The following is a 25,059-nucleotide window of genomic DNA, read 5'->3' as shown; positions in this document are numbered from 1 at the left end:
CGCTCAGACCGCGGTGACGGGATGCACCTGCAACTCGCAGGCCTCGATGGTGGCCGACACCGTCACCACGTTGGTGGTGCCGGGTGGATTGACGAGCAAGTCCGTGTAGGTGGGGCACGGCTTTCCCTCACCGTCGACGGCGACGCCCTCGACGATCGCCTGGCCCTGGGTCGAGATGGACAGGATGACGGCGGGCGCGACGTTGACGCCGCTGGGCAGGCCGCCCATGTATCCGCGCAACGTGGGCCGGGCGTGCACCAATGGGCCGCCGGCGCCCGAGTCGACCCCGGCGTATCCGGCGATGGTGCAGGGCTCCGCGCCGCCGGCGAGGGTGAAGATCAGGGTCACCGCGCGGTGCCCCACCGCGGCCTCCGTCGGGGAGGCGGACACGGCGATCTGGTCCGACCAGCACGGCGTCGGCGCGTCGACGGTGTCGGCCGGCATGGCCGACGCGGGCCACCCCAGCACCGTGGCGGCGGCGGCGTAAGTCGTTGCGGCCGCGGCGAAGCTGGAGGCTAGTCGGCGGATGCTCCGCCCATGACACGGCACACGGTGATTATCCGCCCTGAGGGCACACTTTGACCCCGGATTCGGCCGCACAAATGCCGCTCGCAGAGCCACGCCGCACACAGCTAGGCTCGCAGTCGGCCAGCCAACGGCGCAGTCTCGACACAGGAGAAGCCAGTGACCGCAACCCACCCTGCGGGCCCCTCGTCGTATCCCCCGTCGGCGCACTTCGTCGAACAGGCCAACGCGGGCGAGGAGCTGTACCGCGAAGCCGAACAGGACCGGCTGGCCTTCTGGGCGAACCAGGCCAATCGGCTGTCCTGGGCGACGCCGTTCACCGAGGTGCTGGACTGGTCCGACGCGCCGTTCGCCAAGTGGTTCGCTGACGGCAAGCTCAACGTCGCGTACAACTGCGTCGACCGCCACGTCGAGGCCGGCCACGGGGATCGGGTCGCCATCCACTGGGAGGGCGAGCCCGTCGGTGACCACCGCAGCCTGACCTACTCGCAGCTGCAAGCCGAAGTGTGCAAGGCCGCCAACGCGCTGACCGATCTCGGCCTGATGGCCGGTGACCGCGTCGCGATCTACCTGCCGCTGATCCCCGAGGCGGTGATCGCGATGCTGGCCTGCGCGCGCCTGGGCATCATGCACAGCGTCGTGTTCGCGGGCTTCACCGCCAAAGCGTTGCAGGCCCGCATCGCCGACGCCGACGCCAAGCTGCTGATCACCAGCGACGGGCAGTTCCGCCGCGGCAAGCCCGCGCCCCTCAAGGACGCCGCCGACGAGGCGGTCTCGGGCCCGGACAGCCCCATCGAGCACGTTGTGGTGGTGCGGCGCACCGGAATTGACGTGTCCTGGAATGACGACCGCGACCTGTGGTGGCACGACGTCGTGGACGCCGCCTCCCCCGAACACACCCCGGAGCCGTTCGGCGCCGAGCAGCCGTTGTTCCTGCTGTACACCTCGGGAACCACCGGCAAGCCCAAGGGCATCGTGCACACCAGCGGCGGCTACCTGACCCACGCCGCCTACACGCACTACTACGTCTTCGACATCAAGGCCGACACCGACGTGTTCTGGTGCACCGCCGACATCGGCTGGGTCACCGGACACACCTACGGTGTGTACGGTCCGCTGGCCAACGGGGTCACCGAGGTGCTCTACGAAGGCACACCCGACAGCCCGACCCAGCACCGTCATTTCGAGATCATCGAAAAGTACGGTGTGACAATCTATTACACGGCGCCCACGCTGATTCGCACGTTCATGAAGTGGGGCCGCGAGATCCCCGATGCGCACGACCTGTCCAGCCTGCGGCTGCTGGGGTCGGTCGGCGAGCCGATCAACCCCGAAGCGTGGCGCTGGTACCGGAAGGTGATCGGCGCCGAGCGCCTCCCGATCGTCGACACCTGGTGGCAGACCGAGACGGGCGCCACGATGATCTCCCCGTTGCCGGGAGTCGCTGCGGCCAAACCGGGTTCGGCGATGAGGCCGCTGCCGGGGGTCTCGGCGAAGATCGTCGACGACCACGGCGAGGAGCTGCCGCCGCCGGGCGAGGACAAGGGCGAGCACGTCACCGGCTACCTGGTGCTGGACCAGCCGTGGCCGTCGATGCTGCGCGGCATCTGGGGCGACCCGCAACGTTATGTCGAGACCTACTGGTCCCGATTCGCCGAGCAAGGCTGGTATTTCGCCGGTGACAGCGCCTATTACGACGCCGACGGCGACATCTGGGTGGTCGGCCGCATCGACGACGTGATGAACGTGTCGGGCCATCGGCTCTCCACGGCCGAGGTGGAGTCGGCGTTGGTCGGCCACGCCGCGGTGGCCGAGGCGGCGGTGGTCGGCGCGACCGACGAGACAACCGGTCAGGCCATCTGCGCGTTCGTCGTCCTGTGCGCGGATTTCGAGGTGCACGACGGAATCGTCGACGACCTGCGCGTCGAGGTGGCCCGGGAGATCTCCCCCATCGCGCGTCCGCGCGAGGTGCACGTGGTGCCCGAGCTGCCCAAGACCCGCAGCGGCAAGATCATGCGCAGGCTGTTGCGCGACATCGCCGAGAACCGCGAATTGGGCGACACCTCAACGCTGCTCGACCCCGGCGTGTTCGACGCGATCAGGGCGGCGAAGTAGCCGGTGCCGTTCAGGCCGGCAGCGGGCTGAACCCCGCACCGGGGCGGTGCTTGGCGTTGATGTCGCCCAGGATCGCGTTGAAGGACTGGACCACCGCCGGGGTGTGCAACGGGATGTACTTGACGATGCATGTCGGCAGGTTGTCGCTGAACGCGCCGTGGATCATTCCGACCAACTCATTGTTGACGGTCACCGGCGCGCCGGAATCACCCGGTTGGCCACAGACCTGCATCACGATGGTGCCCGGGGTCTGGCCCGCCCCCCAGGTGACGCCGCACGAATTGCCGGTGGTGCGGCCCTGTTTGCAGGCGATCTCGCCGAAGGCCGGGTCCGGGCCGATGCCGCTGATCAAGAAGCCGTTGAAGTTCGCCACCGGTGTCACCTTGGCCGGATCGAACTTGATCACCGCGTAGTCGAGGTTGTCGTTGCCGGCGACCATGGTGCCCAATATCCCCGCGTTTTCCGCGCCCTCGGCGGCGACCTGAGCGCCCGGGCCCCCGCAGTGCGCGGAGGTGAATCCGATGAGGTCGCCCGCGGCATCCCCACCGATGGTGGTCAGCGTGCACATGGTGTCGCCGTTGACAACGATGCCCGCCCCACCCCCCAGCGGGATCCTGACATCAGCGGCGGCGGCGTGGCCATGCGAACCGAGCACGGCCACGAGCAGGGCAACCATCGCCACCAAGAAGCATCGGTGCGCCCTCCGCACAGCCTCACTCCCATCGTCGGCCGGACATCGCGACCGGCTTGGCCGAGTGTAATCGGCCGGGGCGCCATGTTCGCTTCGGCCGCGCGTCCCGGCCGACCGCGTTCTGGCCGAACCCAACTGGCCAGGGGGCGGTCGCATGTTCGGCCGGCCTCGTCTGGCTTCTCCTGTCCAGGCGCCACGTGGCAACATGAACCGCGACGACAGCGAGCCTGGCGACGACGAAAGAGGACGGTCTGTGAGCAAAGCCGATGGCAAGAACGGTGTGCCCAGCACGCTGACCACGATTCCGTTGACCGACCCGCACGCCAAGCCCGCCGAGTCGTCGATCGGCGACCTGATCAAGGACGCGACGACCCAGGTCTCCACGTTGGTGCGCGCCGAAGTCGAACTGGCCCGCGCCGAAATTACCCGCGACGTCAAAAAGGGCCTCACCGGTAGCGTTTTCTTCATCGCCGCGCTCGTGGTGCTGTTCTACTCCACCTTCTTTTTCTTCTTCTTCGTCGCCGAACTGCTCGACACCTGGCTGTGGCGCTGGGTGGCGTACCTGATCGTCTTCGGGATCATGGTGGTGGTCGGCGCCGCACTCGCCTTGCTGGGCTTCCTCAAGGTGCGCCGGATTCGAGGGCCGCGCCAGACGATCGAATCGGTCAAGGAGACCCGCACCGCGCTCACGCCGGGCCATGACAAGCAACTCACCCAGCCGCACGGCAGGCACGCGAAGCGCGGCGACGAAGCCGCCGGCGATCCCTCGGGCGGGTAGATGGCGCCGCCCGATCCGTCGGTAACCCGCATCGACGGGCCGTGGCGCCACCTGGATGTGCACGCCAACGGCATCCGCTTTCACGTCGTGGAGGCCCTTCCTCCCCGCGATGCCGGCGGCCTGCCGCCGACGGCGCGGCCGTTGGTGATGCTGCTGCACGGATTCGGGTCGTTTTGGTGGTCCTGGCGTCACCAGCTGCGCGGGCTCACCGGCGCGCGCGTGGTCGCGGTCGACCTGCGCGGTTACGGGGGCAGCGACAAGCCGCCCCGCGGCTACGACGGCTGGACGCTGGCCGGGGACACGGCCGGACTCATCCGTGCGCTCGGGCACTCCTCGGCGACGCTGGTCGGCCACGCCGACGGCGGGCTGGCCTGCTGGGCCACCGCGCTGCTGCATTCGCGGCTGGTGTCGGCCATCGCGCTGATCAGCTCGCCGCACCCGGCGGCGTTGCGGCGATCCACATTGACGCGACGCGACCAGGGTTACGCGCTGTTGCAGACATTGCTGCCATACCAACTGCCGTTGTGGCCCGAGCGCCTGCTGACCCGCAACAACGCGGCGGAGATCGAACACCTGGTCCGCAGCCGTAGCTGCGCGAAATGGCTTGCATCCGAGGACTTTTCCGAGACCATCGGCCATCTGCGGACGGTGATACAGATTCCGGGGGCCGCGCACTGCGCGCTGGAATACCAGCGCTGGGCGGCGCGCAGCCAGCTGCGCGACGAGGGCCGGCGGTTCATGAGGTCGATGTGCCAGCAGCTCAGTGTGCCGCTGTTGCACCTACGCGGCGAGGCGGATCCCTACGTGCTGGCCGACCCGGTCGATCGGACGCAACGTTATGCGCCGCAGGGGCGCTACGTATCCATCTCGGGCGCAGGGCATTTCAGCCACGAAGAGGCGCCCGAGGAAGTCAACAGGCACCTGACGAGATTCCTCGACCAGGTGCACGCGTCCCGAGCCGGCCTCAACTGACGCAGGACCCGGTGCCCACCGTCTGCGTGTCACCGATTTTGGCGAGCTGACCGGCCACCTCGTCGGCGGTCAGCACAAAGCCGGTGTCGGGGTCGTCGACGGCCGCGCCGAACACCACACCGAGCACATGGCCGTCGAGATCGATCAACGGTCCACCCGAATTGCCTTGCTCCACACCGGCTCTGATCGTGTAGACGTCGCGGGTGACCGGCGCCGGGTCCCGGTAAATATCGGGCCCACTCAATTTGATCAGCTCCCGGATCCTGGCCGGTGTCGCGGTGAAGTTGCCCCCGCCCGGATAACCGAGCACGACGACACTGGCACCCGTCTTCGCCTCGGTCTGCGCGAACGGCAACGGTGGTGGCGGCAAGTTGGGGACCGCCAGGATCGCGATGTCGACCGACGGATCGTAGGACACCACGGTCGCGTCGAGGGGGCTGCCGCTGGCGTAGATCTGAACGCTGTTGGACCCGGCCACCACGTGCGCATTGGTCATCACCCGGTCGGGCGCGATCACGAATCCACTGCCCTCCAACACCTTCTGGCAGCTGGGGGCCAGGCTGCGCACCTTGACCACGCTGGGGGCGGTGGACTGCACCACCGGATTACGGGCCAGCTCGGGGTCGGGTGAGGCGACCGGGATGACCGGGGTCCGGCTGAACGGCTCCAACACGGCGGGCAGGCCGGAGGTGTTCAGCAGCGCGGACAGCCGCTTGGGCACCGTCTTGAGCCAAGGCGGTGCAACCTCGTTGACCTGAGCCAACACTCGCGAACCCCGGACCGCGGCGGCCAGCTCCGGCTGGTCCTTCGACTGCGTCAGCGGCGTCGCCAACAGCCACGCGGCGGTCAACACCACGACGAGCTGCACTCCCACCCCGATGACCGAGTCGAGAGTGCGGATGGAGCGGCTGCGGATCGCGCCCCGGACTGCTCGCCCCAACACCACGCCGGCGACCTCACCGATGACGACGAGCGCGAGGATCAAGAACAGTGCCGCAAACAATTTGGCGCGCGGGGCGGCGATGTGGCTGACGAGGTGGGGCGCCAGCAACACCCCGGCGATCGCGCCGAGCAACACCCCCACGAACGAGAGCAGCGAACCCAACGCCCCCGACCGCCAACCCGAGACCGCCGCGATGAAGGCGACCGCCAGTACGGCGATATCCAGCCACTGCGACGGGGTCATCGAATTCATGTTCATCGGCGGGTCTCGCCCCGTTCACCGACCAGCGCCATCGCCGCGTCCAGCTCCCGCTCGTCGGCGGTGTCCCAGGGCTGCGCCCAGCCGGCGACGTCGAGCAACGCGGAGATCACCTGGCCAGTGAATCCCCAGACCAGCATCTCGTTGAGCAGAAACGCCGGGCCGGCCCACCGGCGGCCGAGGTCGCCGCGGTACACCATCAACCGGTTTTCCGGATTGATGAAGGCGCGCACCGGAACTCGTGCGACGATCGCCGTCTCAGCCTCGTTGACCACGGCAACCGGACCGGGATCCGGCGAGTACGCCAACACTGGGACGACGTGAAACTGCGAGGGCGCGATGAACATTCGCTCCAGGGTGGCCAGCGGATGCAGCCTGCTGACGTCGATTCCGGTTTCCTCGTGGGCCTCGCGCAGGGCGGTGGCCACCGGGCCGTCGTCGGTGGGATCGGCGGCGCCACCGGGGAACGCCGCCTGGCCGGCGTGGTGACGCAAGGTCGACGCCCGCACGGTGACCAACAGGTCGGCGTCGTCGGGGAGACCGCCATCGGGTGGACCGGATTGCGGGCCGGAGAACAACACCAGGACCGCGGCTTCGCGGGCGCCTCCGCGCAGGGCGGTGACCGCCGACGCGGCCTTGGTGGTGATCATCGCCAGCACGTCGGCCGGCAGCCGGCGCCGGGCCGCATCCGGAACGTCATCGACGTTGTCGACCAGTGGACGCAGCCAGGACGGGCAGGCGTCGGGCGTCAGCGGAACGGTCCCGCGTGTGGGGGCGGGGTCCCCATTCCGCAGGGGCGAACCCCCAGCACTCACGGCCCCTCCAGTCGGTTCAATTTTTCCGCTTATCCCCTGTCGGTTCCGATCGCCGCCGCGATCTCGTCGGCAGTGGTGAAAGCTCGCGGCAGCGTCTGCGCAACGCTACCGTCCGGCCGCAGAACCACCGTCGCGGGCATCACATTTACCACCCGCAGCGCGGCCGCGACCCGGCGACGACCGTCCTGCAAGGTCGGCAGCCGAACGCCGAGCTCGGCCAGCCGCAGCAAGGCGGCGGTCTCGTTCTCGTCCTGATGCACCGTCACCACCGTCACGTCCGAACCGACCCGCCGTTGATACTCGGCCATCGCGGGCAGTTCGGCGGCGCACGGCGCGCACCAATACGCCCACAAGTTGAGGACCACACGGCGCCCGGCCACCGCGCGGGCGACATCGACGACCGAACCGTCGGCCGCGCACTCCGCCGTCACGCCGCGCAGCGCCTCGGGGCCGGGACCGCTTCCGGCACCGGGGCACGGCGCCAGGCCGGCCCGTTGCCGCGGACCCGCCAACGCCGCCGGGGTGTCGGCGTCGCGGTGTTCCCGGTCCGCCGCGGTCTGATCGCCACGTTCGGTCGCCGGGGGCCCCGTCGTGGCCGGGTGGTCACGCAGCTGCGCCACCAGCGCCGCGATGAGCGCCACGACCACCGCCAGAATCGCGATGTGCCAGCGAGCCTTCCGGGTGAGCGTCGGCCTCCACATCGGCATGCGGTCCCTGTGCGAGTCGGTTCCGGCGCGGGTTACAGCCCGGCCAGCGCGAGCAGGTGCTCGGTTTCCGGACCCCGCACCAGGGGCGCGGCCAGCGGCGCCTCGGTGGGTCCCAGGCCGAAGGAGGGGCAGTCCTTGGCGATCAGGCAGACGCCGCACGCGGGTTTGCGCGCGTGGCACACCCGTCGGCCGTGAAAGATCACCCGGTGACTCAGCATGGTCCACTCACTGCGCTCGATGAGCTCGCCGACGGAGTGCTCGATTTTGACCGGGTCGTTGTCCGTGGTCCAGCGCCACCGGTGCACGAGCCGCGCGAAATGCGTGTCGACGGTGATGCCCGGGACCCTGAAGGCGTTGCCCAGGATCACGTTGGCGGTCTTGCGGCCCACACCGGGCAGCGTGACCAGCTCGCCCATGGTGCCCGGCACCTCGCCCTCGAACCGTTCGACCAGGGCCTGGCCGAGGCCGATCAGCGAGGACGCCTTGTTGCGGAAAAAGCCGGTCGGGCGGATCAGGGTTTCCAGTTCGGCGCGGTCGGCCTGGGCGTAGTCGAGCGCCGACGGGTACCGCTTGAACAGTGCCGGCGTCGTCAGATTGACCCGCTTGTCGGTGCTCTGCGCGGACAAGATGGTGGCGACCGTCAGCTCCAGCGGCGTGGTGAAGTCCAGCTCGCAGTGCGCGTCCGGAAACGCTTGTGCCAGCGCACGATTCATCCGCCGCGCCCGTCGCACCAAGCCAATTCGGGATTCCTGCGACCAGCGCCGGGCCTCGACGCCACCGGGCTGGGCCGGCGTCGACTTCGACCGCCCGGACGACTTTGCCACTGTCACCTACGACAGAGTACTGATTTCGTGATCTCGCCGAGACCTCGTGTTGATGCAAGGCCATGTTTACTCTTCGTGTGTCATGGTTGCTGGTAGCCGGCGTTCCGGTGCTGCTGATGCTGGCGGCGCTCGGTCTGGGTCGGCTCGAATTCGAACTCACCCATGACGCCCTGGCGGTGGCCGATGTCGACGAGTTTCTCGAGCGCGCGGGCGACGTCGATATGCGCACCCTGGCCTGCGAAGGCATGCCCGAGGCGCTCGAGTACCTGCATCGACGGGAGGCCCGGCAACTGTCCGGCCCCGTGCTGACCGGGCGCACCGACGGGCCGCGCCACGCCGCGCCGTCATTTGCCGTCGGCTTCGTCGACCGCGATGAGATGACATTGCCGACGCGAATCCACGGCCATTCGCACGTCAATCCGCAATTTAGGGCACCTCGACACGCCAATCGTGTGTAGCGTTGGCACGTTAGACACAATGGCGTTCCTCTAGACTCGTCACGCGAGCAAGGGATCAGCCTGCCCGTATACATTTATTTTCTGGGAAAGTTGAAGAGGCAACGTGGACGAGATCCTGGCAAGGGCAGGAATCTTCCAAGGGGTTGAGCCCGGCGCGGTCACAGCGCTGACCAAGCAGCTGCAACCCGTCGACTTCCCCCGCGGACACACAGTCTTCGCTGAGGGGGAACCGGGGGATCGGCTCTACATCATCGTCGCGGGGAAGGTGAAGATCGGTCGCCGCTCGCCCGATGGACGCGAGAACCTGCTGACGATCATGGGCCCGTCGGATATGTTCGGCGAACTGTCGATCTTCGACCCGGGTCCGCGGACTTCCAGCGCCACCACCATCACCGAGGTGCGTGCGGTGTCGATGGACCGCGACGCCCTGCGGGCGTGGATCGCCGATCGCCCCGAGATCGCCGAGCAGTTGTTGCGGGTGCTGGCCCGACGGCTGCGCCGCACCAACAACAACCTGGCCGACCTCATCTTCACCGACGTGCCCGGCCGGGTGGCCAAGCAGCTGCTGCAGCTCGCCCAGCGTTTCGGCACCCAAGAAGGCGGCGCCATGCGGGTCACCCACGACCTGACGCAGGAAGAGATCGCGCAGTTGGTGGGGGCCTCCCGGGAGACGGTGAACAAGGCGCTGGCCGACTTCGCCCACCGCGGCTGGATCCGCCTCGAGGGCAAGAGCGTGCTGATCTCGGACTCCGAACGATTGGCCCGCCGAGCTCGATAAGCCCCGGGCGCGATCGTTGGTCCGCGAACGTAACGTGGCTGCGATTTTCGGCGTTCAATTTCGCAGTGGGGTTACGCTCGCGAACGCTCGCCGGGCGAGTTCGCGCTAGCCGCGCAGATGATCCAGCTGGACCTTCACCGACCATTCGGCGGCGTCCCACAGCTTCTCGTCGACGTCGACATAGACGTGTTCGACGATCTGGCGGGCGTCCGCGTCCTCGCCGAGCTCCCGCAGCGCCGATCGCACCTGCTCCAGTCGCTCATGCCGGTGCGCGATGTATCCGCGCGTGACGGCGTCCAGGTCCGGCAACTCCGGCCCGTGCCCGGGCAGCACGGCGCGATGGCCCAGACCGCGCAACCGGTGCAGCGATTCCAGGTAGTCGGTGAGGCTGCCGTCTTCCTTGTCCATCACGGTGGTGCCGCGGCCCAGGACGGTATCGGCGGTCAGCACGGCGTCGTCGAGCACGAAGGACAGCGAATCGGCGGTGTGGCCGGGGGTGGCCATGACTTTGATCGTCAGTCCGGCCGCATCGATCACCTCGCCGTCGACCAGCTCGCCGCCAAGCCCACGCAGGAAGCCGCTGCCCGCCGACCGGACCGTCGCGCCGGTGCGCTCGACGAGCTTGTCGATGGCGTCGGTGTGATCGCCGTGCCGGTGGCTGATCAGCACCAAACCGATGCGGCCCAGCGCGGCGATCCGCGCGATGTGCTCGTCGTCGTCGGGCCCGGGGTCCACGATGACCAGCTCGTCGCTGCGCGGGCCGCGCAGCACCCAGGTGTTGGTGCCCTCCAGCGTCATCAGGCCTGGGTTGTCGGCCAGCAGGACGGAGACCGTGTCGGTGACCGCCCGCAACCTGCCGTATGCGGGGTGGGTCAGCGACTCGGCAACCTCGGTCACGGCCGTCAGCCGACCTCGACGATCAGCTCCACTTCCACCGGCGCGTCCAGTGGCAGCTCGGAGACGCCGACCGCCGACCGCGCATGTGCGCCCCGCTCGCCGAACACCTCGCCGAGCAGGTCGGAGGCGCCGTTGATGACGCTTGGCTGGCCGTTGAAACCGGGAGCCGATGCGACGAACCCGACGACCTTGACCACCCGGGTCACCGAGTCGATCCCCACCAGGGAATCGACCGCCGCCAGCGCGTTGAGCGCGCAGATCCGCGCCATCGCCTTGCCCTCGTCCGGGGTGACCTCCGCGCCGAGCTTGCCGGTGCCCGCCAGCTTTCCGGCCTGCATCGGCAGCTGGCCCGCGGTGTAGACCAGGTTGCCCGTGCGCACCGCCGGTACATAGGAGGCCAGCGGCGCGACCACCTCCGGCAGCGCGAGACCGAGCTCCCCGATGCGGGCCTTCCAGGAAGGCTGGGCGCTCATCTTTACTTGGGGCGTTTGAGGTAGGCGACGTGCTGTTCGCCGGTCGGGCCGTTCAGCACCGAGACCAGCTCCCAGCCGTCGGCGCCCCACTGGTCGAGGATCTGTTTGGTGGCGTGCGTCAGCAACGGGACGGTGACGTACTCCCAGGCGGTCGGTTCGCTCATGCGGCGAGCTTATCGGTCGGTGGTGAACCGCTCCGGCCAGCCCGGCTAGCATGCGAAGGTGGCAACCACATCGAGCGGTGGTAGCGCCGTCGGCTGGCCGGCGCGCTTGACCAAGGCCCGCTTACATTTTGTGACCGGCAAAGGCGGTACGGGCAAGTCGACGATCGCGGCGGCGCTGGCGCTGGCGCTCGCGGCCGGGGGCCGCAAAGTCCTCCTCGTGGAAGTCGAGGGCCGCCAAGGGATTGCGCAACTCTTCGACGTCCCGCCCCTGCCGTATCAGGAGGTGAAGATCGCGACCGCCGAACGCGGCGGTCAGGTCAACGCCCTGGCGATCGACATCGAGGCCGCGTTCCTGGAATACCTCGACATGTTCTACAACCTGGGCATCGCGGGCCGCGCGATGCGGCGCATCGGTGCGATCGAGTTCGCGACGACCATCGCGCCCGGCCTGCGCGACGTGCTGCTCACCGGGAAGATCAAAGAGACGGTGATACGCGTCGACAAGAATCGGCTCCCGGTGTATGACGCGATCGTCGTCGACGCCCCGCCGACGGGACGGATCGCGCGGTTCCTGGATGTCACCAAGGCCGTCTCCGATCTGGCTAAGGGCGGCCCGGTGCACTCGCAGGCCGACGGCGTGGTGAAGCTGCTGCACTCCGAGCAGACCGCCATTCACCTGGTCACCCTGTTGGAGGCGCTGCCCGTCCAGGAGACGCTGGAAGCCATCGAGGAGCTCGCCGAGATGCAGCTGCCGATCGGCAGCGTGATCGTCAACCGCAACATCCCCTCCTACCTGCAGCCGGCCGATCTGGCGAAGGCCGCCGAGGGGGACATCGACGCCGACTCGGTGCGAGCCGGGCTGGAAAAGGCCGGAATCACGTTGAACGACAACGACTTCGCCGGGTTGCTGACCGAGACCATCGAGCACGCGACGGTGATCGCCACGCGCTCCGAGATCGCACAGCAGCTCGATGCCTTGAAGGTGCCGCGGCTGCAGCTTCCGGCGATTTCCGACGGTGTCGATTTGGGCAGCCTTTACGAGCTGTCGGAATCGCTTGCGCAGCAGGGAGTTCGATGAGCACTACGCCGAAACCGCTTGATATGGCCGCTATTCTGGCCGACACATCGAACCGCGTGGTGGTGTGCTGCGGCGCGGGCGGTGTGGGCAAGACGACCACCGCCGCCGCGATCGCGCTGCGCGCCGCCGAATACGGCCGCAACGTCTGCGTCTTGACGATCGACCCGGCCAAGCGGCTGGCCCAGGCGCTGGGGGTCAACGACCTCGGCAACACCCCGCAGCGAGTCCCGCTGGCGGCGGAGGTGCCCGGCGAGTTGCACGCGATGATGCTCGACATGCGTCGCACCTTCGACGAAATGGTGGTCCAATACTCCGGACCCGGTCGCGCACAAGCGATTCTGGACAACCAGTTCTATCAGACCGTCGCCAGTTCGCTTGCGGGCACGCAGGAATACATGGCGATGGAGAAACTGGGGCAGCTGCTGGCCGAGGATCGCTGGGACCTGGTGGTCGTCGACACCCCGCCGTCGCGCAACGCGCTGGACTTCCTGGACGCGCCGAAGCGGCTGGGCAGCTTCATGGACAGCCGGCTGTGGCGGCTGTTGCTGGCGCCGGGCCGCGGCATCGGCCGGTTGGTCACCGGCGCAATGGGTTTGGCCATGAAGGCGATGTCCACGATCCTGGGCTCACAGATGCTGGGCGACGCCGCCGCGTTCGTGCAATCGTTGGACGCCACATTCGGCGGCTTCCGGGAAAAGGCCGATCGCACGTACGCGCTGCTGAAAAGGCGTGGCACGCAATTCGTTGTGGTGTCGGCGGCCGAGCCCGACGCGCTGCGCGAGGCGTCCTTCTTCGTCGACCGGCTGTCGCAGGAAGGGATGCCGCTCGCCGGGCTGGTCTTGAACCGCACGCATCCGACGTTGTGCTCCCTGCCGGCCGAGCGGGCGATCGACGCCACCGAGATGCTCGAACACGGGACCGACCCCGAATCCGCGCCGCTGGCCGCCGCCGTGTTGCAAATTCATGCCGACCGCGCCCAAACCGCCAAGCGGGAAGTCAGATTGCTGTCCCGATTCACCGGAGCCAACCCGCACGTGCCGGTCATCGGCGTTCCGTCGCTGCCGTTTGACGTTTCGGATTTGGAAGCGCTGCGGGCCCTCGCCGACCAGATCACGTCGGTCGCTTAGGCCGAGCCACCCCGACCAGCGGGCGCAGCGCTGCGGCGTTCGGTCAGCCGGCGGTGCGGCTTCTGCTCTTGTCGAAGAAGTCCGCCCAGGACACCACCTCGGGGTGCTGCTTGAGCAGCGCGCGGCGTTGCCGCTCGGTCATGCCGCCCCACACCCCGAACTCGACCTTGTTGTCCAGCGCGTCCGCCGCGCACTCCTGCATCACCGGGCAGTGGCGGCAGATCACCGCCGCCTTGCGCTGGGCCGCGCCACGGACAAACAGTTCGTCGGGATCGGTCGTGCGGCATAGCGCCTTCGAGACCCAAGCGATCCGATCTTCAGCATCGACGCTGCGGAGTACACCTTGTGCGGCTGCAATGTTTGTCCTACGCGCCGCCGGCCGTATTGGTGACACGAATCGTTCCCTTTCCCTACCGGCCGCCCGTCACGGCCGCCCTCCTTGGGTGCAGATCCAACCCTGCGATCTACGCCTCACCATGTACATCGGTGTTACCTGAATCTCACCGTGTGTCTAAGTTAGGTGGTCAGGTGCCAATTGCGCAACAGTCCGATAACGCATTTTTTGGGACGAACGTGCCGTCTCGTACAAAAAATCGGGCGGGGAAGTGATCTTGCCCACTCGGCTACCCGTCTGACCTGTGACGCAACCGCAAATTCTCAACGCGCGCCCGGGGCCCCAGCAGCGGAAAATTTTCGGGTGAAGTTGCAGCGTGGCGGCGTGACTGGAGGCCGCTACTGTAGTACCCATGTCAGACCGCCCCCCGGCCGCGCTCACGATTCTGAAGCTCGCGGGGTTCTGTTTGTTGGCCAGCGTCGTCGCCACCGCCCTCCTTTTTCCCGTCGCCGGTGGCATCGGACTGGTGTCCAATCGGGCCTCGGAAGTGGTCGCCAACGGCTCCGCGCAGCTGCTCGAGGGCGAGGTGCCGGCCGTGACGACGATGGTCGACGCCAAGGGCAACACCATCGCCTGGCTGTATTCGCAACGCCGGTTCGAGGTGCCCAGCGACAAGATCGCCAACACGATGAAGCTGGCGATCGTCTCCATCGAGGACAAGCGGTTCGCCGACCACAACGGGGTGGACTGGAAGGGCACGCTGACCGGGCTGGCGGGCTATGCGCGCGGTGACGTGGACACGCGCGGCGGTTCGACCATCGAGCAGCAGTACATCAAGAACTACCAGTTGCTGGTCACCGCGAAGACCGACGCGGAGAAGCGCGCGGCGGTGGAAACCACCCCGGCGCGCAAGCTGCGCGAGATCCGGATGGCGCTGACGCTGGACAAGACCTTCACCAAGCCCGAGATCCTGACCCGGTACCTGAACCTGGTGTCGTTCGGCAACAACTCGTTCGGCGTGCAGGACGCCGCCCAGACCTACTTCGGGATCAACGCCTCCGACCTGAACTGGCAGCAGGCGGCGCTGCTGGCGGGCATGGTGCAATCGACCAGCGCGCTCAACCCTTATACCAACCCCGAGGGCGCTCTCGCGCGGCGAAACCTGGTGCTGGACACCATGATCGAGAACATCCCGCAGGAGGCCGAGGCGCTGCAAGCCGCCAAGGCCGCGCCGCTGGGGATTCTGCCGCAGCCCAACGAGCTGCCCCGCGGCTGCATCGCGGCGGGCGATCGGGCGTTCTTCTGCGACTACGTGCAGGAGTACCTCTCCCGGGCCGGGATCAGCAAGGAACAGGTGGCCCGGGGCGGCTATCTGATCAAGACCACGTTGGACCCGGACGTGCAGCTCCCGGTCAAGTCGGCGATCGACAAGTTCGCCAGCCCGACGCTGCCGGGCATCTCGAGCGTGATGAGCGTGATCCAGCCCGGCAAGACGTCGCACAAGGTGATGGCGATGGCCAGCAACCGCACCTACGGGCTGGACGTCGACGCCGGCCAGACCATGCGACCGCAGCCCTTCTCCCTGGTCGGCGACGGCGCGGGCTCCGTGTTCAAGATCTTCACGACGGCCGCGGCCCTGGACATGGGGATGGGCATCAACGCCACCCTCGAGGTGCCGGGACGGTTCCAGGCGAAGGGCATGGGTAGCGGCGGGGCCAAGGGCTGCCCGAAGGACAACTGGTGCGTGGTCAACGCCGGCAACTACCGCGGGTCGATGAACGTGACCGACGCGTTGGCCACCTCGCCCAACACCGCGTTCGCCAAGCTGATCCAGCAGGTCGGCGTGACGCGCACGGTGGACATGGCGATCAAACTCGGGCTGCGGTCCTACGCCGACCCGGGCACCGCCCGCGACTACAACCCCGACAGCAACGAGAGCCTGGCCGACTTCGTCAAACGGCAGAACATCGGCTCGTTCACCCTGGGCCCGATCGAGGTGAACGCGCTGGAACTGTCCAACGTCGCGGCCACCCTCGCCTCCGGGGGCACCTGGTGCCCGCCGAACCCGATCGACAAGCTGGTCGACCGCAAGGGCAATGAGGTCGCGGTGACGACCGAGACCTGCGATCAGGTGGTCCCCGAGGGCCTGGCCAACACCCTGGCCAACGCGATGAGCAAGGACGCGCTGGGCGGTGGCACGGCGGCCGGTTCGGCCGGCGCGGCGGGCTGGGACCTGCCGATGTCCGGTAAGACGGGCACCACCGAAGCCCACCGGTCCTCGGGCTTCGTCGGATTCACCAACCACTACGCGGCGGCCAACTACATCTACGACGACTCCACCAACCCCACGGATTTGTGTTCGTCCCCGCTGCGGCACTGCGGCGAGGGCGACCTGTACGGCGGTAACGAGCCCGCGCGCACGTGGTTCACCGCGATGAAGCCGATCGCCACCAGTTTCGGGCCGGTGCAACTGCCGCCCACCGACCCGCGCTACGTCGACGGCTCGCCCGGGTCGCGGGTGCCGAGCGTGGCGGGCCTGGACATCGATGCGGCACGCGCGCGCATCAAGGAGGCGGGCTTCCAGGTCGCCGACCAGAACAACTTCGTCAACAGCAGCGCAAAGCAGGGCGAGGTGGTCGGCACGACACCGAGCGGCGCAACGATTCCGGGCTCGATCATCACCATTCAGGTCAGCAACGGCATCCCGCCCGCCCCGCCGCCGCCGCCCGAAGGGGCGCCGGTGCCGGTCGGCTCGCAGGTCGTCGAGATTCCGGGGCTGCCGCCGATCACCATCCCCCTGATGGCGCCGCCGCCGCCGGCCCCGCCCGGTGCGCCGCCGCCGTAGGCGTGATTGCCGCACTCCTCGGCACCCCGCTTCGCGGGCCGCATCGTCGCACGGCGAGACCCGATTGCCGCACTCCTCCGCACCCCGCTTCGCGGGCCGCATCGTCGTACGGCGAGGCGTGATTGCGGCGTGACGCAAGAGATACGCTGCCGGTCCGCGGCCGGCAGTAGGCTGCCACCATGGCTGCTGTTTTGCCCGTCCTGATACGTGCCGGTGTCGCGGCGCTCGGTTCGAGCGTCGCCGGCCTCGGCTATGCCGCGATCATCGAGCGCAACGCCTTCGTCCTGCGCGAGATCACCATGCCCGTGTTGAGCCCCGGCTCCACCCCGCTGCGCGTGCTCCATATCAGTGACCTCCACATGACGCCCGGCCAGCGGCGCAAACAGGCGTGGCTGCGTGAGCTGGCCGGCTGGGAGCCTGACCTGGTCGTCAACACCGGCGACAACCTGGCCCACCCGAAGGCCGTCCCGGCGGTCGTCCAGGCCCTGGGTGACCTGCTGTCGCGGCCGGGCGTCTTCGTGTTCGGCAGCAACGACTACTTCGGGCCGCGCCTGAAGAACCCGATGAACTACGTGACCAACCCGTCGCACCGGGTCCGCGGCGAGCCGCTGCCCTGGCAGGACCTGCGGGCGGCGTTCACCGAGCGCGGCTGGCTCGACCTCACCCACACTCGGCGCGAGTTCGAGGTGGCGGGCCTGCACGTCGCCGCCGCGGGCGTGGACGACCCGCACCTCGACCGGGACCGCTACGACACCATCGCGGGCCCGGCCAGTCCGGCGGCGAACCTGCGGCTCGGGCTGACCCATTCCCCGGAGCCCAGGGTGCTGGACCGCTTCGCCGCCGACGGCTATCAACTGGTGATGGCCGGACACACCCACGGCGGCCAGGTGTGCCTGCCGTTCTACGGCGCCCTGGTGACCAACTGCGGCCTGGACCGCTCACGCGCGAAGGGGCCGTCGCGGTGGGGTGCGCACATGCAGTTGCACGTCTCCGCGGGGATGGGGACCTCGCCGTTCGCGCCGGTGCGGTTCTGCTGCCGGCCGGAGGCGACCATGCTGACCCTGATCGCCACCCCGATGGGCGACCGCGGCGCGGCCAGGGACCTGAGCCGTTCGCAGCCAACAGCTTCGGTGCGTTGACCGACCGGACCCGGATCGCGGTCCGCAGCCGCTCACGTTGCTGGACCGACAACGCGATCCGGTTGATCCATGCCGACGCGCGTCGCAGCGCCGACACCCACCTGCTGCGCTATCCGCTGCCTTCGCGGTGGAGCAGCGACGTCGACGTCGCGCTGTACCTCAAGGACGAGACCACCCACATCACCGGCAGCCTCAAGCACCGGCTGGCCCGTTCGTTGTTCCTCTACGCCCTGTGCAACGGCTGGATCGACGAGGGCACCACGGTGGTCGAGGCGTCCTCGGGTTCGACGGCGGTGTCGGAGGCCTATTTCGCGGCCCTGTTGGGGCTCCCGTTCGTCGCGGTGATGCCGGCGGCGACGAGCGCATCGAAGGTGGCGCTGATCGAAGCCCACGGCGGCCGTTGCCATTTCGTGCAGAGCTCCAGCGAGGTGTATGCCGAAGCCGAGCGCGTCGCCCGCGAAACCGGCGGCCACTACCTGGACCAGTTCACCAACGCCGAACGCGCCACCGACTGGCGGGGCAACAACAACATCGCCGAGTCGATCTTCGAGCAGATGCGCGAGGAGCGCTTCCCCGTCCCGGAATGGATCGTGGTCGGCGCGGGCACCGGCGGAACCAGCGCGACGATCGGGCGCTACATCCGCTATCGACTGCACGCCACCCGGTTGTGCGTGGTCGACCCGGAGAACTCCGCCTTCTTTCCCGCCTACGCCCATGGCCGCGACGACCTGAACGACTTGGTGATGCCCACGTCGTCGCGCATCGAGGGCATCGGCCGGCCGCGGGTGGAGCCGTCGTTTCTCCCCGGCGTCGTCGACCGCATGGTGGCCGTCCCCGACGCGGCCTCGATCGCGGCCGCGCGCCACGTCAGCGCCGTTTTGGGGCGCCGGGTGGGGCCGTCCACGGGCACCAACCTGTGGGGCGCGTTCGGCCTGCTCGCCGAGATGGTCGCCGAAGGCCGCAGCGGTTCGGTGGTCACGCTGCTCGCCGACAGCGGCGACCGCTACCGCGACACGTACTTCAGCGACGAGTGGGTCGCGGAACAGGGACTGGATCCGACGGGCCCCGCCGCGGCGCTGGTCGAGTTCGAGCGTTCGTGCTCGTGGGAGTGATGTGGCGCACCGCGGTTTGGCCACCCGATAGCCCGGTGCGATAGGCTGTCGGAGCTTCAGGCGGGGTGTGGCGCAGCTTGGTAGCGCGCTTCGTTCGGGACGAAGAGGCCGTGGGTTCGAATCCCGCCACCCCGACCAGTTAGGTCTGCCCATCCGGTGCGGGCGCAATCGCCCAAAACCCGGCCGATATAGTGGATCTCACCGTAATGCTGAGCAGACAGCATTGACATTCGTCGCCGTCATAACTGACCAATGATCGCCTTGCGAGACCGCAGGCTGCTGAAACGGCGCGGGATTTTGCCTGTAACCGGTCTCGACGCACGAAGGCGACATTCAGTGACCAATCTCGAAGATTTCACCCTGCTCACCGACGTTCTGCGCGCCATCTATTCCGCCGACGCGGCGGACTTCCCGCAGGTGCTGGACGAGCTGACCAGGGCGGCGGCGCGCTGGGTGCCCGGGGCGCAGGAGGCGGGGATCACCGTCACCAGCCGGAAGAACGAGGTCAGCACCCCCTCGGTCACGGACGATTGCGCCAGGTTGCTCGACGAGTTCCAGCAACGCCACCTCGAAGGGCCGTGCGTGCACGCCGCGTGGACCCGGAAGGTCGTCGTCATCAACGACCTCGCGGCCGACACGCGCTGGCCGAAGTATCAGGCCGACGCGCTCGCCCACACCCCGGTGCGCAGCATCCTGTCACTGCCGATGTACGCCGACGAGCTGAGCATGGGAGCGCTGAACTTTTATGCCGAACGCCCGCACGCCTTTTCCGACGACTCCCGCCGGGTGGCCGCCGTCTTCGCCACGCTGGGTGCCCTGGCGTGGAGCAACGTCGTGCGCGCCCAGCAGTTCAGGGAAGCCCTGAGCACCCGCGACACGATCGGGCAGGCCAAGGGCATCCTGATGGAGCGCTATGACCTCGATGACGACACGGCGTTCAACACGCTGATCAAACTGTCGCAGAGCATGAACACCCCGCTGCGCGTCATCGCGCGCCGGGTCATCGAGGACACGACCCGGCGCTGACGCGAACGCGTTCGCAGCCACCGGAATGCGCTGCGGCCCTGGGTATCTCGCGGCCTCTAGCTCTGGTTCCCGGCGCCGCCGCCCGGCGCGACGCTGGGTGCGCGGCGGGGGCCCCGCACGGGGATGGGCGCCACCCGCGTCCAGCTCCGCAGTTGCGTGCGCCCGACCAGACGGCATTGGTGGGTGATGGCCAGTTGGCGGGCCGCCTTCGTGAACGTCTGGTTGGTCACCACGACCGTCCGATTGCAATCGTGGTGTAGCGAACCGGACACGACCTGTTGCACCGCGGCGACGCCGACGGCCTTGGCCAGCCTTTTGCACTGCACCGCCATGCGGACGCCGTCCTTCTTGGCGATGAGGTCCACCCCGTAGTCGCCGGTGCTCGCCGTCGGCGTGACGCTGTAGCCCGCGATGCGCAGCTGCGCGGCAACGAATTCCTCGAATTCGGTACCGGACATTCGATCGATGGCCCGCAGCCCGGATTTCGCGATTTTGAGGTCGCGCCGGCGGTGTGCGTCGGCCTGATAGCGGTCCCGCTGCACCGAAAGCCACCACAGGAGGGCGACCGCGACCGCGAGCCCGCCGAGGCCGGCCAGAAATCCCGCGGGCGGGCTGCCGGTGGCCCGCTGCGTGAAATACCAAGGGAGAGCTAACCCCAGCAAGAGGAGCGACCCGAGAATCTTCTCCATGACTCCTCAACGTGCCCTTCGCGCCGACGCAGACCTGCCGATGAACCTAGTTCAAGCCTGTGACATCTCGGGGCAGGCGCGAGGCGACGCCGCGGCGCGGCCGCGGGGAGCTATCCGGTGAACCGTCGAGCGTTACGCGCAGTCGGCGCAGACCGGGAGGCCGGCGCTGGAGCGACGCAACCGGCTGCGGTGCTGCACCAAAAAGCAACTCGAGCAGGTGAACTCGTCGGCCCGCTGCGGGATCACGGTCACCGTCAGCTCTTCCCCGGACAGGTCGGCGCCGGGCAGCTCGAAGAAGTGCACATCGTTCGGGTCCTCGTCGACCACGGTGGTTCCCGCCCCGTGCAGGGTCGGCGCGAGCTCGCGAAGCGAGGACTTTTCCTGGGTGTCGTTGTCGGATACACGGCGTGCGTCGTAGTCAGTGGTGGTCGCCATCGGAGTTCCTCCCTGCTCTCAGACGGGCTGACGCACTTTCTTGTACTCACCCGTGGCGCAGGCAATACCCCGTTAATGCACGCCCTACACCGATCCGAGATAAGAAATTTTCGGCGCGGTCCGCGTGTCAGGATTCCCCCATGCGGTCCGGCGTGACCGAGCACGCGGCTCCGGGGGCGATACCCTCTGGGTGGTCGCGAGAACCCCTGTGCACCAGCGTTATTCGCACGAATGAACGGACGTGAACCGGCCGCCGTCTCCCGATCACCCGCCGGATGGTGTCAGCCGGGCCCGACGTGGGTATGCCCCGCCACATGACGTTGCAACCGGATGCGGGAGGTGCGCCCGCCGTCCTGTTCGACGTCGACGGAACCCTGGTGGATTCCAACTACCTGCACGTCCACGCGTGGCAGCGCGCGTTCGACGCCGAAGGCATCGTGGTGGCGTCGTGGCGGATCCACCGCTGCATCGGCATGGACGGCTCGAGGCTGGTGCGGACGCTGTCCGATGACGCGCCGGCCGACGTGCAGGAGCGGCTCAGCGACAAGCACAGCCGGTACTACCGCGAGATCACCGCGCTGCTCGAACCGTTGCCCGGAGCCCGCGCCCTGCTGCGCCGCGTCGCCGAGCTGGGGCTGCAGGTCGTGCTCGCCAGCTCGGCGCCCGAGGACGAATTGGAGATCCTGCGCAAAGTGCTCGATTGCGACGACGTCATCTCCGAGACGACGTCGTCCCGGGACGTCGACACCGCCAAACCCGAACCCGGGATCGTGCGGGTCGCGCTGGACCGAGCCGGGGTGGATGCCCGGCACGCCGTGTTCGTCGGGGACGCCGTGTGGGACGCGCACGCCGCGGCGGGCGCGGGCGTGCCGTGCATCGGGCTGCTCAGCGGCGGCATCGCCGGCGCGGAGTTGCGGGAGGCCGGGGCCGACCCGATCTTCGCCGATCCGCAAGACCTGCTCGACCATCTGGAAACCACCCGGATCGCGGCGCTCACTCCGGGACGCTGACCGCGGGCGCTTTCACATGCCGCGAGTGCGCAGCATCAACGGCAGCACGAACCAAAAGAATATGAACAGCGGCAGCGCGCACGCGCCCGCGACGAGGCCCACATTCCGCCCGGACACCGCCGCGAAAATGATGGTGGTGACGCCGATCAGCGCCAGGCCGAGCAGCCCCAGCCCGGCATAGGCACAGCGGTGAGCGGCGGAGACGAGAACTTGCAGCCGATGGCGCCGGAAAAGGATCCGGTGCATCGCAACCGGGGCGATCAGCAATACCGTCGAGCACACCGCGCACATCACCGTGGCCAGATAGACATCGCGCATGGGGCGTCCGAGGACATCGAAACGCTGCTGGAACGGCAGCGTCAGCAGGAAGCCGGTCAGCAGCTGCACCCCGGTCTGGACCACGCGCAGCTCCTGCAGCAGGCTGTTCCAATTGCGGTCCAGCCGTTGCACTTCGGTTTCGCCACGTTCACGGCGATCCCACCGCTGGTCGTCCTGCGGATGGTCGACGTCCATAGCCGTGATCATCGCACCCGGCGCGCCCGGCGGCGCGGGAATCGCTAGCTGTTGAGTTTGCCGTCCCGCACCGCGGTCAGCGCGTCGTCGAGCGTCGGATACAGCGGAAAGGTCTTGTCCAGACCGGTCAGGTGAATCGGCCGTCGGGTGGCCGGGCCGCGTGCGACCACGCCGAACCCGGTGTCCTTGCCCAGCTTCTCGTACGTCGCCGCCAGGATCTTCAGCCCGACCGAACCGAGGAACTCCACCGCCGACAGATCGATGACCAGTGCCGTGGGGCTCTCCGCGACAACCGCGCCGATGGCCTGTTCCAGGGCAGGAGCCGTGACCAAATCGATTTCGCCGCTGACACTGACCACGGAAACGCCGTCGTGGTCCTCGACCAACGTGGTAATCGAATCAGGAGCTGACAATGGCAATCCTTTGTCCTGGGCCTTGAATGCCTTAAGCGTTGTTCAACCCTAGCCTGCGTTACGAACTGCGAGAAGAATATGCCCTCTACACGTGGCCCGCGACAACCCAGGCTAGTCTCGCAAAAAGGAACTGCAGACCGCAGTGCGTGACGTGTACTCGGGAGGCCTGGGGAGGCCATATGTCAGATTCGACGTCGGATTTCACCAGTACCGGCACCGCAGCGCAAGTCGTCGGCATTTCCAGCGAGGGGCTGTTGCCCCAGCTAGTTCAGCATCTGCGTCAGAACCGGACCGTTTTGCGGGAGGAATGGGCCCGCCGCATCACCGAGGCCGAGCTGCTCACCGCGATGACCCCCGAGGAGCTCTTCTCCGAAGCGACGGCCGTCTACGACAACTACGTCGAGGTGCTCGAGACCGGTAGCGTCGAGGCGCTGCAGGCCTACGCCCGCGACCTGTCCGAACGCATCATCCCCCGAGGCGTGGAAACCGACGAGGTCGTCGGGATCGTCCTGCTGCTCCGCGACGTGCTGGCGCGCTCGCTGTTCGAGAAATACCAGACCGAATTCGAGATGCTCAACCGGGTGCTGGACGCCTACGAGCCGGCCGCCAACCGGATCGCCAACACCGTGGCGGTCAGCTTCGTGCAGGAACGTGAGCGCATCATCCGCCAGCAGCAGGAGGCGATCCGGGAGCTCTCGACGCCGGTGCTGCAGGTGCGTGAGCAGTTGCTGATCCTTCCGATCATCGGTGTGCTGGACAGCCAGCGCGCGCGCCAGGTCACCGAACAGCTGTTGCGCGCCATCCGCGCCAACCGCGCGAAGGTGGTGGTCATCGACATCACCGGTGTGCCGACCATCGACTCGACGGTGGCCAACCACCTGGTGCAGACGGTCGACGCGTCGGGGCTGATGGGTGCCAGCGTGATCATCACCGGCCTGTCCTCCGAAATCGCGCTGACGCTGGTGACGATCGGCCTGGACCTGTCGAAGATGAACGCGGTCGGCGACCTGCAGGGCGGTATCGAGGAAGCCGAGCGACTGCTGGGCTACGAGGTGACTCGTACCGGCGAGCAGACCGGGTGACAGTCAGGAACGCGAGCGCCGCATGCCAGTACCGATCCTGAAACAGGGTTCGATCCTCATCGCCTCGGTGCAGGCCGCGCTCTCGGACTCCGACGCCGAACGGCTGCGCTACGACCTCATGGAGCGCGTCAGCCGGTTCCGCGCGCAGGGCATCATCGTCGACGTCACCGCCATCGACGTGATGGATTCCTTCGCGGCCCGGTCGCTGCGCACGATCGCGCACATGACCCGGCTGCGCGGCGCGGACACGGTGATCGTCGGCCTGCAGCCCGAGGTGGCGTTCGCGATGGTCCAGCTTGGCCTGGCGTTCGACGACATGAACACCGCGCTGGACCTCGAAGAGGGCCTGTCCCTTCTGAATCGCCAACTGGCACAGCGGAAACCGACGATCGGACGCGATGGTGGCGGCTGATATCGTCGTCGCCATCGACAATCCCGACGACATCGTCGAAGCCCGCAAGGCGGGACACGAACTCGCCCTTGATTTGGGCTTCTCCCTGACCGACGTCACGATGATCGCCACGGCGATCTCGGAAATCGCCCGCAACATCACCAGCTACGCCGGCCGTGGCTCCGTGCGGGTCGGGGTGGCCGACCGGGAGGGCCGCAAGGCATTGGTGGTGCGCGCCGAGGACCAGGGGCCCGGCATCGCCGACATCGAACGCGCGATGGAAGACGGATATTCGACCGGACGCGGGCTCGGGATGGGGCTGCCGGGCGCGCGCCGCCTGATGGACCGGTTGGTCGTCGAGTCCACGGTCGGCCAGGGAACCGTCATCGAAATGTGGAAATGGGTCCCTCCCCGTGCATGAAAGCGGCCGCTGCGGACCCATCGAGTGGGCGAGGGCGGGCCGGCCC

29 protein-coding genes and 1 tRNA gene are annotated in these 25,059 nt (G+C 68.1%); 16 read left to right on the top strand and 14 right to left on the bottom strand.

Features of this window, described 5'->3' with window-relative positions; translation table 11 throughout:
- Nucleotides 1-3 precede the first annotated feature (3 nt).
- Nucleotides 4-549 (bottom strand): DUF4232 domain-containing protein, encoded by a 546-nt coding sequence (locus AC0KS4_RS26975; protein WP_238955626.1) that lies wholly within the window; start codon nucleotides 547-549, stop codon nucleotides 4-6.
- Between the two features lie 135 nt (nucleotides 550-684).
- Here AC0KS4_RS26975 and acs point away from each other — a divergent pair, with 135 nt between their 5' ends.
- The gene (gene acs, locus AC0KS4_RS26970; protein WP_238955625.1) at nucleotides 685-2,640 is read left to right on the top strand and encodes an acetate--CoA ligase; all 1,956 of its coding nucleotides are present in this window, start codon (nucleotides 685-687) and stop codon (nucleotides 2,638-2,640) included.
- 10 nt (nucleotides 2,641-2,650) lie between these two features.
- On the opposite strand, the gene AC0KS4_RS26965 is transcribed toward acs, so the two are convergent.
- Nucleotides 2,651-3,349 carry a S1 family peptidase gene (locus AC0KS4_RS26965; RefSeq protein ID WP_238955624.1) on the bottom strand — a complete coding sequence of 233 codons (699 nt, stop codon included), beginning with the start codon at nucleotides 3,347-3,349 and terminating at the stop codon, nucleotides 2,651-2,653.
- Between the two features lie 235 nt (nucleotides 3,350-3,584).
- Here AC0KS4_RS26965 and AC0KS4_RS26960 point away from each other — a divergent pair, with 235 nt between their 5' ends.
- The gene (locus AC0KS4_RS26960) at nucleotides 3,585-4,109 is read left to right on the top strand and encodes a phage holin family protein (protein ID WP_238955623.1); all 525 of its coding nucleotides are present in this window, start codon (nucleotides 3,585-3,587) and stop codon (nucleotides 4,107-4,109) included.
- Entirely contained in the window at nucleotides 4,110-5,081 is a 972-nt protein-coding gene (locus AC0KS4_RS26955) for an alpha/beta fold hydrolase (protein ID WP_238955622.1), read from the top strand.
- Here the strand turns inward: AC0KS4_RS26955 and marP are convergent.
- Genes marP through nth form a run of 4 tightly spaced genes read right to left on the bottom strand, consistent with a single transcriptional unit; the run spans nucleotide 5,074 to nucleotide 8,517 of the window.
- Nucleotides 5,074-6,267, bottom strand: coding sequence for an acid resistance serine protease MarP (marP, locus tag AC0KS4_RS26950; protein WP_225326165.1), 1,194 nt, complete (start codon nucleotides 6,265-6,267; stop codon nucleotides 5,074-5,076). The genes AC0KS4_RS26955 and marP overlap by 8 nt on opposite strands.
- Before the next feature lie 11 nt (nucleotides 6,268-6,278).
- Entirely contained in the window at nucleotides 6,279-7,097 is an 819-nt protein-coding gene (locus AC0KS4_RS26945; RefSeq protein ID WP_238955621.1) for an NUDIX hydrolase, read from the bottom strand.
- Nucleotides 7,098-7,126: 29 nt separating this feature from the next.
- The gene (locus AC0KS4_RS26940) at nucleotides 7,127-7,804 is read right to left on the bottom strand and encodes a TlpA family protein disulfide reductase (protein WP_238955620.1); all 678 of its coding nucleotides are present in this window, start codon (nucleotides 7,802-7,804) and stop codon (nucleotides 7,127-7,129) included.
- A 32-nt stretch (nucleotides 7,805-7,836) separates the two neighbouring features.
- Nucleotides 7,837-8,517 carry an endonuclease III gene (nth, locus tag AC0KS4_RS26935; RefSeq protein ID WP_238957260.1) on the bottom strand — a complete coding sequence of 227 codons (681 nt, stop codon included), beginning with the start codon at nucleotides 8,515-8,517 and terminating at the stop codon, nucleotides 7,837-7,839.
- 173 nt (nucleotides 8,518-8,690) lie between these two features.
- On the opposite strand from nth, the gene AC0KS4_RS26930 reads away from it, so the two are divergent.
- Entirely contained in the window at nucleotides 8,691-9,086 is a 396-nt protein-coding gene (locus tag AC0KS4_RS26930) for a hypothetical protein (RefSeq protein ID WP_225326162.1), read from the top strand.
- A gap of 103 nt (nucleotides 9,087-9,189) precedes the next feature.
- Nucleotides 9,190-9,864 carry a cAMP-activated global transcriptional regulator CRP gene (gene crp, locus AC0KS4_RS26925; RefSeq protein ID WP_007772229.1) on the top strand — a complete coding sequence of 225 codons (675 nt, stop codon included), beginning with the start codon at nucleotides 9,190-9,192 and terminating at the stop codon, nucleotides 9,862-9,864.
- A gap of 105 nt (nucleotides 9,865-9,969) precedes the next feature.
- Here crp and AC0KS4_RS26920 read toward each other — a convergent pair whose 3' ends face one another.
- The 3 genes from AC0KS4_RS26920 to AC0KS4_RS26910 are packed head-to-tail and all read right to left on the bottom strand — an operon-like array spanning nucleotide 9,970 to nucleotide 11,398.
- Entirely contained in the window at nucleotides 9,970-10,761 is a 792-nt protein-coding gene (locus AC0KS4_RS26920; protein WP_238955619.1) for an MBL fold metallo-hydrolase, read from the bottom strand.
- A gap of 5 nt (nucleotides 10,762-10,766) precedes the next feature.
- Nucleotides 10,767-11,234 carry a RidA family protein gene (locus tag AC0KS4_RS26915; RefSeq protein WP_225326160.1) on the bottom strand — a complete coding sequence of 156 codons (468 nt, stop codon included), beginning with the start codon at nucleotides 11,232-11,234 and terminating at the stop codon, nucleotides 10,767-10,769.
- Between the two features lie 2 nt (nucleotides 11,235-11,236).
- Complete coding sequence (locus AC0KS4_RS26910; protein WP_095576409.1) at nucleotides 11,237-11,398, bottom strand: DUF4177 domain-containing protein; 162 nt, start codon at nucleotides 11,396-11,398, stop codon at nucleotides 11,237-11,239.
- A gap of 58 nt (nucleotides 11,399-11,456) precedes the next feature.
- Here AC0KS4_RS26910 and bagA point away from each other — a divergent pair, with 58 nt between their 5' ends.
- Together bagA and bagB are read left to right on the top strand one after the other, a co-directional pair.
- Nucleotides 11,457-12,476 carry an ATPase BagA gene (gene bagA / locus AC0KS4_RS26905; RefSeq protein ID WP_225326159.1) on the top strand — a complete coding sequence of 340 codons (1,020 nt, stop codon included), beginning with the start codon at nucleotides 11,457-11,459 and terminating at the stop codon, nucleotides 12,474-12,476.
- A complete protein-coding gene (bagB, locus tag AC0KS4_RS26900; RefSeq protein ID WP_238955618.1) occupies nucleotides 12,473-13,603 on the top strand; it encodes an ATPase BagB in 1,131 nt (376 codons plus the stop codon). Before bagA ends, bagB begins: the two co-directional genes overlap by 4 nt.
- Nucleotides 13,604-13,646: 43 nt before the next feature.
- Here the strand turns inward: bagB and AC0KS4_RS26895 are convergent, their stop codons facing one another.
- Nucleotides 13,647-13,997 (bottom strand): WhiB family transcriptional regulator, encoded by a 351-nt coding sequence (locus AC0KS4_RS26895; RefSeq protein WP_225326157.1) that lies wholly within the window; start codon nucleotides 13,995-13,997, stop codon nucleotides 13,647-13,649.
- Between the two features lie 352 nt (nucleotides 13,998-14,349).
- Between AC0KS4_RS26895 and ponA2 the strand changes: the two genes are divergently transcribed.
- The 5 genes from ponA2 (at nucleotide 14,350) to AC0KS4_RS26870 (ending at nucleotide 20,059) form a co-directional block, all read left to right on the top strand.
- On the top strand, nucleotides 14,350-16,782 hold the full coding sequence (gene ponA2, locus AC0KS4_RS26890; protein WP_225326156.1) for a transglycosylase/D,D-transpeptidase PonA2: 2,433 nt from the start codon (nucleotides 14,350-14,352) through the stop codon (nucleotides 16,780-16,782).
- Nucleotides 16,783-16,961: 179 nt separating this feature from the next.
- Nucleotides 16,962-17,921 (top strand): metallophosphoesterase, encoded by a 960-nt coding sequence (locus AC0KS4_RS26885; RefSeq protein WP_238955617.1) that lies wholly within the window; start codon nucleotides 16,962-16,964, stop codon nucleotides 17,919-17,921.
- Complete coding sequence (gene cds1, locus AC0KS4_RS26880) at nucleotides 17,918-19,033, top strand: L-cysteine desulfhydrase Cds1 (protein ID WP_238955616.1); 1,116 nt, start codon at nucleotides 17,918-17,920, stop codon at nucleotides 19,031-19,033. The genes AC0KS4_RS26885 and cds1 overlap by 4 nt, the downstream gene beginning before the upstream one ends.
- 61 nt (nucleotides 19,034-19,094) lie before the next feature.
- A tRNA-Pro gene (locus AC0KS4_RS26875) sits at nucleotides 19,095-19,171 on the top strand.
- Between the two features lie 198 nt (nucleotides 19,172-19,369).
- The gene (locus tag AC0KS4_RS26870) at nucleotides 19,370-20,059 is read left to right on the top strand and encodes a GAF and ANTAR domain-containing protein (protein ID WP_238955615.1); all 690 of its coding nucleotides are present in this window, start codon (nucleotides 19,370-19,372) and stop codon (nucleotides 20,057-20,059) included.
- 56 nt (nucleotides 20,060-20,115) lie between these two features.
- Here the strand turns inward: AC0KS4_RS26870 and AC0KS4_RS26865 are convergent, their stop codons facing one another.
- Both AC0KS4_RS26865 and AC0KS4_RS26860 read right to left on the bottom strand, forming a co-directional pair.
- Nucleotides 20,116-20,748: a restriction endonuclease gene (locus AC0KS4_RS26865; protein ID WP_238955614.1), complete on the bottom strand. Its 633-nt coding sequence runs from the start codon at nucleotides 20,746-20,748 to the stop codon at nucleotides 20,116-20,118.
- Between the two features lie 132 nt (nucleotides 20,749-20,880).
- The gene (locus AC0KS4_RS26860; RefSeq protein WP_225326151.1) at nucleotides 20,881-21,183 is read right to left on the bottom strand and encodes a DUF4193 domain-containing protein; all 303 of its coding nucleotides are present in this window, start codon (nucleotides 21,181-21,183) and stop codon (nucleotides 20,881-20,883) included.
- Between the two features lie 314 nt (nucleotides 21,184-21,497).
- Here AC0KS4_RS26860 and AC0KS4_RS26855 point away from each other — a divergent pair, with 314 nt between their 5' ends.
- Nucleotides 21,498-22,193: an HAD family hydrolase gene (locus AC0KS4_RS26855; RefSeq protein WP_238955613.1), complete on the top strand. Its 696-nt coding sequence runs from the start codon at nucleotides 21,498-21,500 to the stop codon at nucleotides 22,191-22,193.
- A gap of 12 nt (nucleotides 22,194-22,205) precedes the next feature.
- On the opposite strand, the gene AC0KS4_RS26850 is transcribed toward AC0KS4_RS26855, so the two are convergent.
- Together AC0KS4_RS26850 and AC0KS4_RS26845 are read right to left on the bottom strand one after the other, a co-directional pair.
- Nucleotides 22,206-22,706 (bottom strand): DUF6328 family protein, encoded by a 501-nt coding sequence (locus AC0KS4_RS26850; protein WP_225326149.1) that lies wholly within the window; start codon nucleotides 22,704-22,706, stop codon nucleotides 22,206-22,208.
- A 44-nt stretch (nucleotides 22,707-22,750) separates the two neighbouring features.
- On the bottom strand, nucleotides 22,751-23,119 hold the full coding sequence (locus AC0KS4_RS26845; RefSeq protein ID WP_225326148.1) for an STAS domain-containing protein: 369 nt from the start codon (nucleotides 23,117-23,119) through the stop codon (nucleotides 22,751-22,753).
- Between the two features lie 179 nt (nucleotides 23,120-23,298).
- Here AC0KS4_RS26845 and AC0KS4_RS26840 point away from each other — a divergent pair, with 179 nt between their 5' ends.
- The 3 genes from AC0KS4_RS26840 to AC0KS4_RS26830 are packed head-to-tail and all read left to right on the top strand — an operon-like array spanning nucleotide 23,299 to nucleotide 25,013.
- Nucleotides 23,299-24,201 carry an STAS domain-containing protein gene (locus tag AC0KS4_RS26840; protein ID WP_009954780.1) on the top strand — a complete coding sequence of 301 codons (903 nt, stop codon included), beginning with the start codon at nucleotides 23,299-23,301 and terminating at the stop codon, nucleotides 24,199-24,201.
- A gap of 22 nt (nucleotides 24,202-24,223) precedes the next feature.
- Nucleotides 24,224-24,613 (top strand): STAS domain-containing protein, encoded by a 390-nt coding sequence (locus tag AC0KS4_RS26835; RefSeq protein ID WP_008263312.1) that lies wholly within the window; start codon nucleotides 24,224-24,226, stop codon nucleotides 24,611-24,613.
- Nucleotides 24,603-25,013 (top strand): anti-sigma regulatory factor, encoded by a 411-nt coding sequence (locus AC0KS4_RS26830; RefSeq protein WP_225326315.1) that lies wholly within the window; start codon nucleotides 24,603-24,605, stop codon nucleotides 25,011-25,013. Before AC0KS4_RS26835 ends, AC0KS4_RS26830 begins: the two co-directional genes overlap by 11 nt.
- The last annotated feature ends 46 nt before the right edge of the window (nucleotides 25,014-25,059 follow it).

This window comes from Mycobacterium sp. NTMscope_MAC_12, from assembly GCF_976985675.1.
This window is presented reverse-complemented; position numbering and strand designations above follow the sequence as displayed.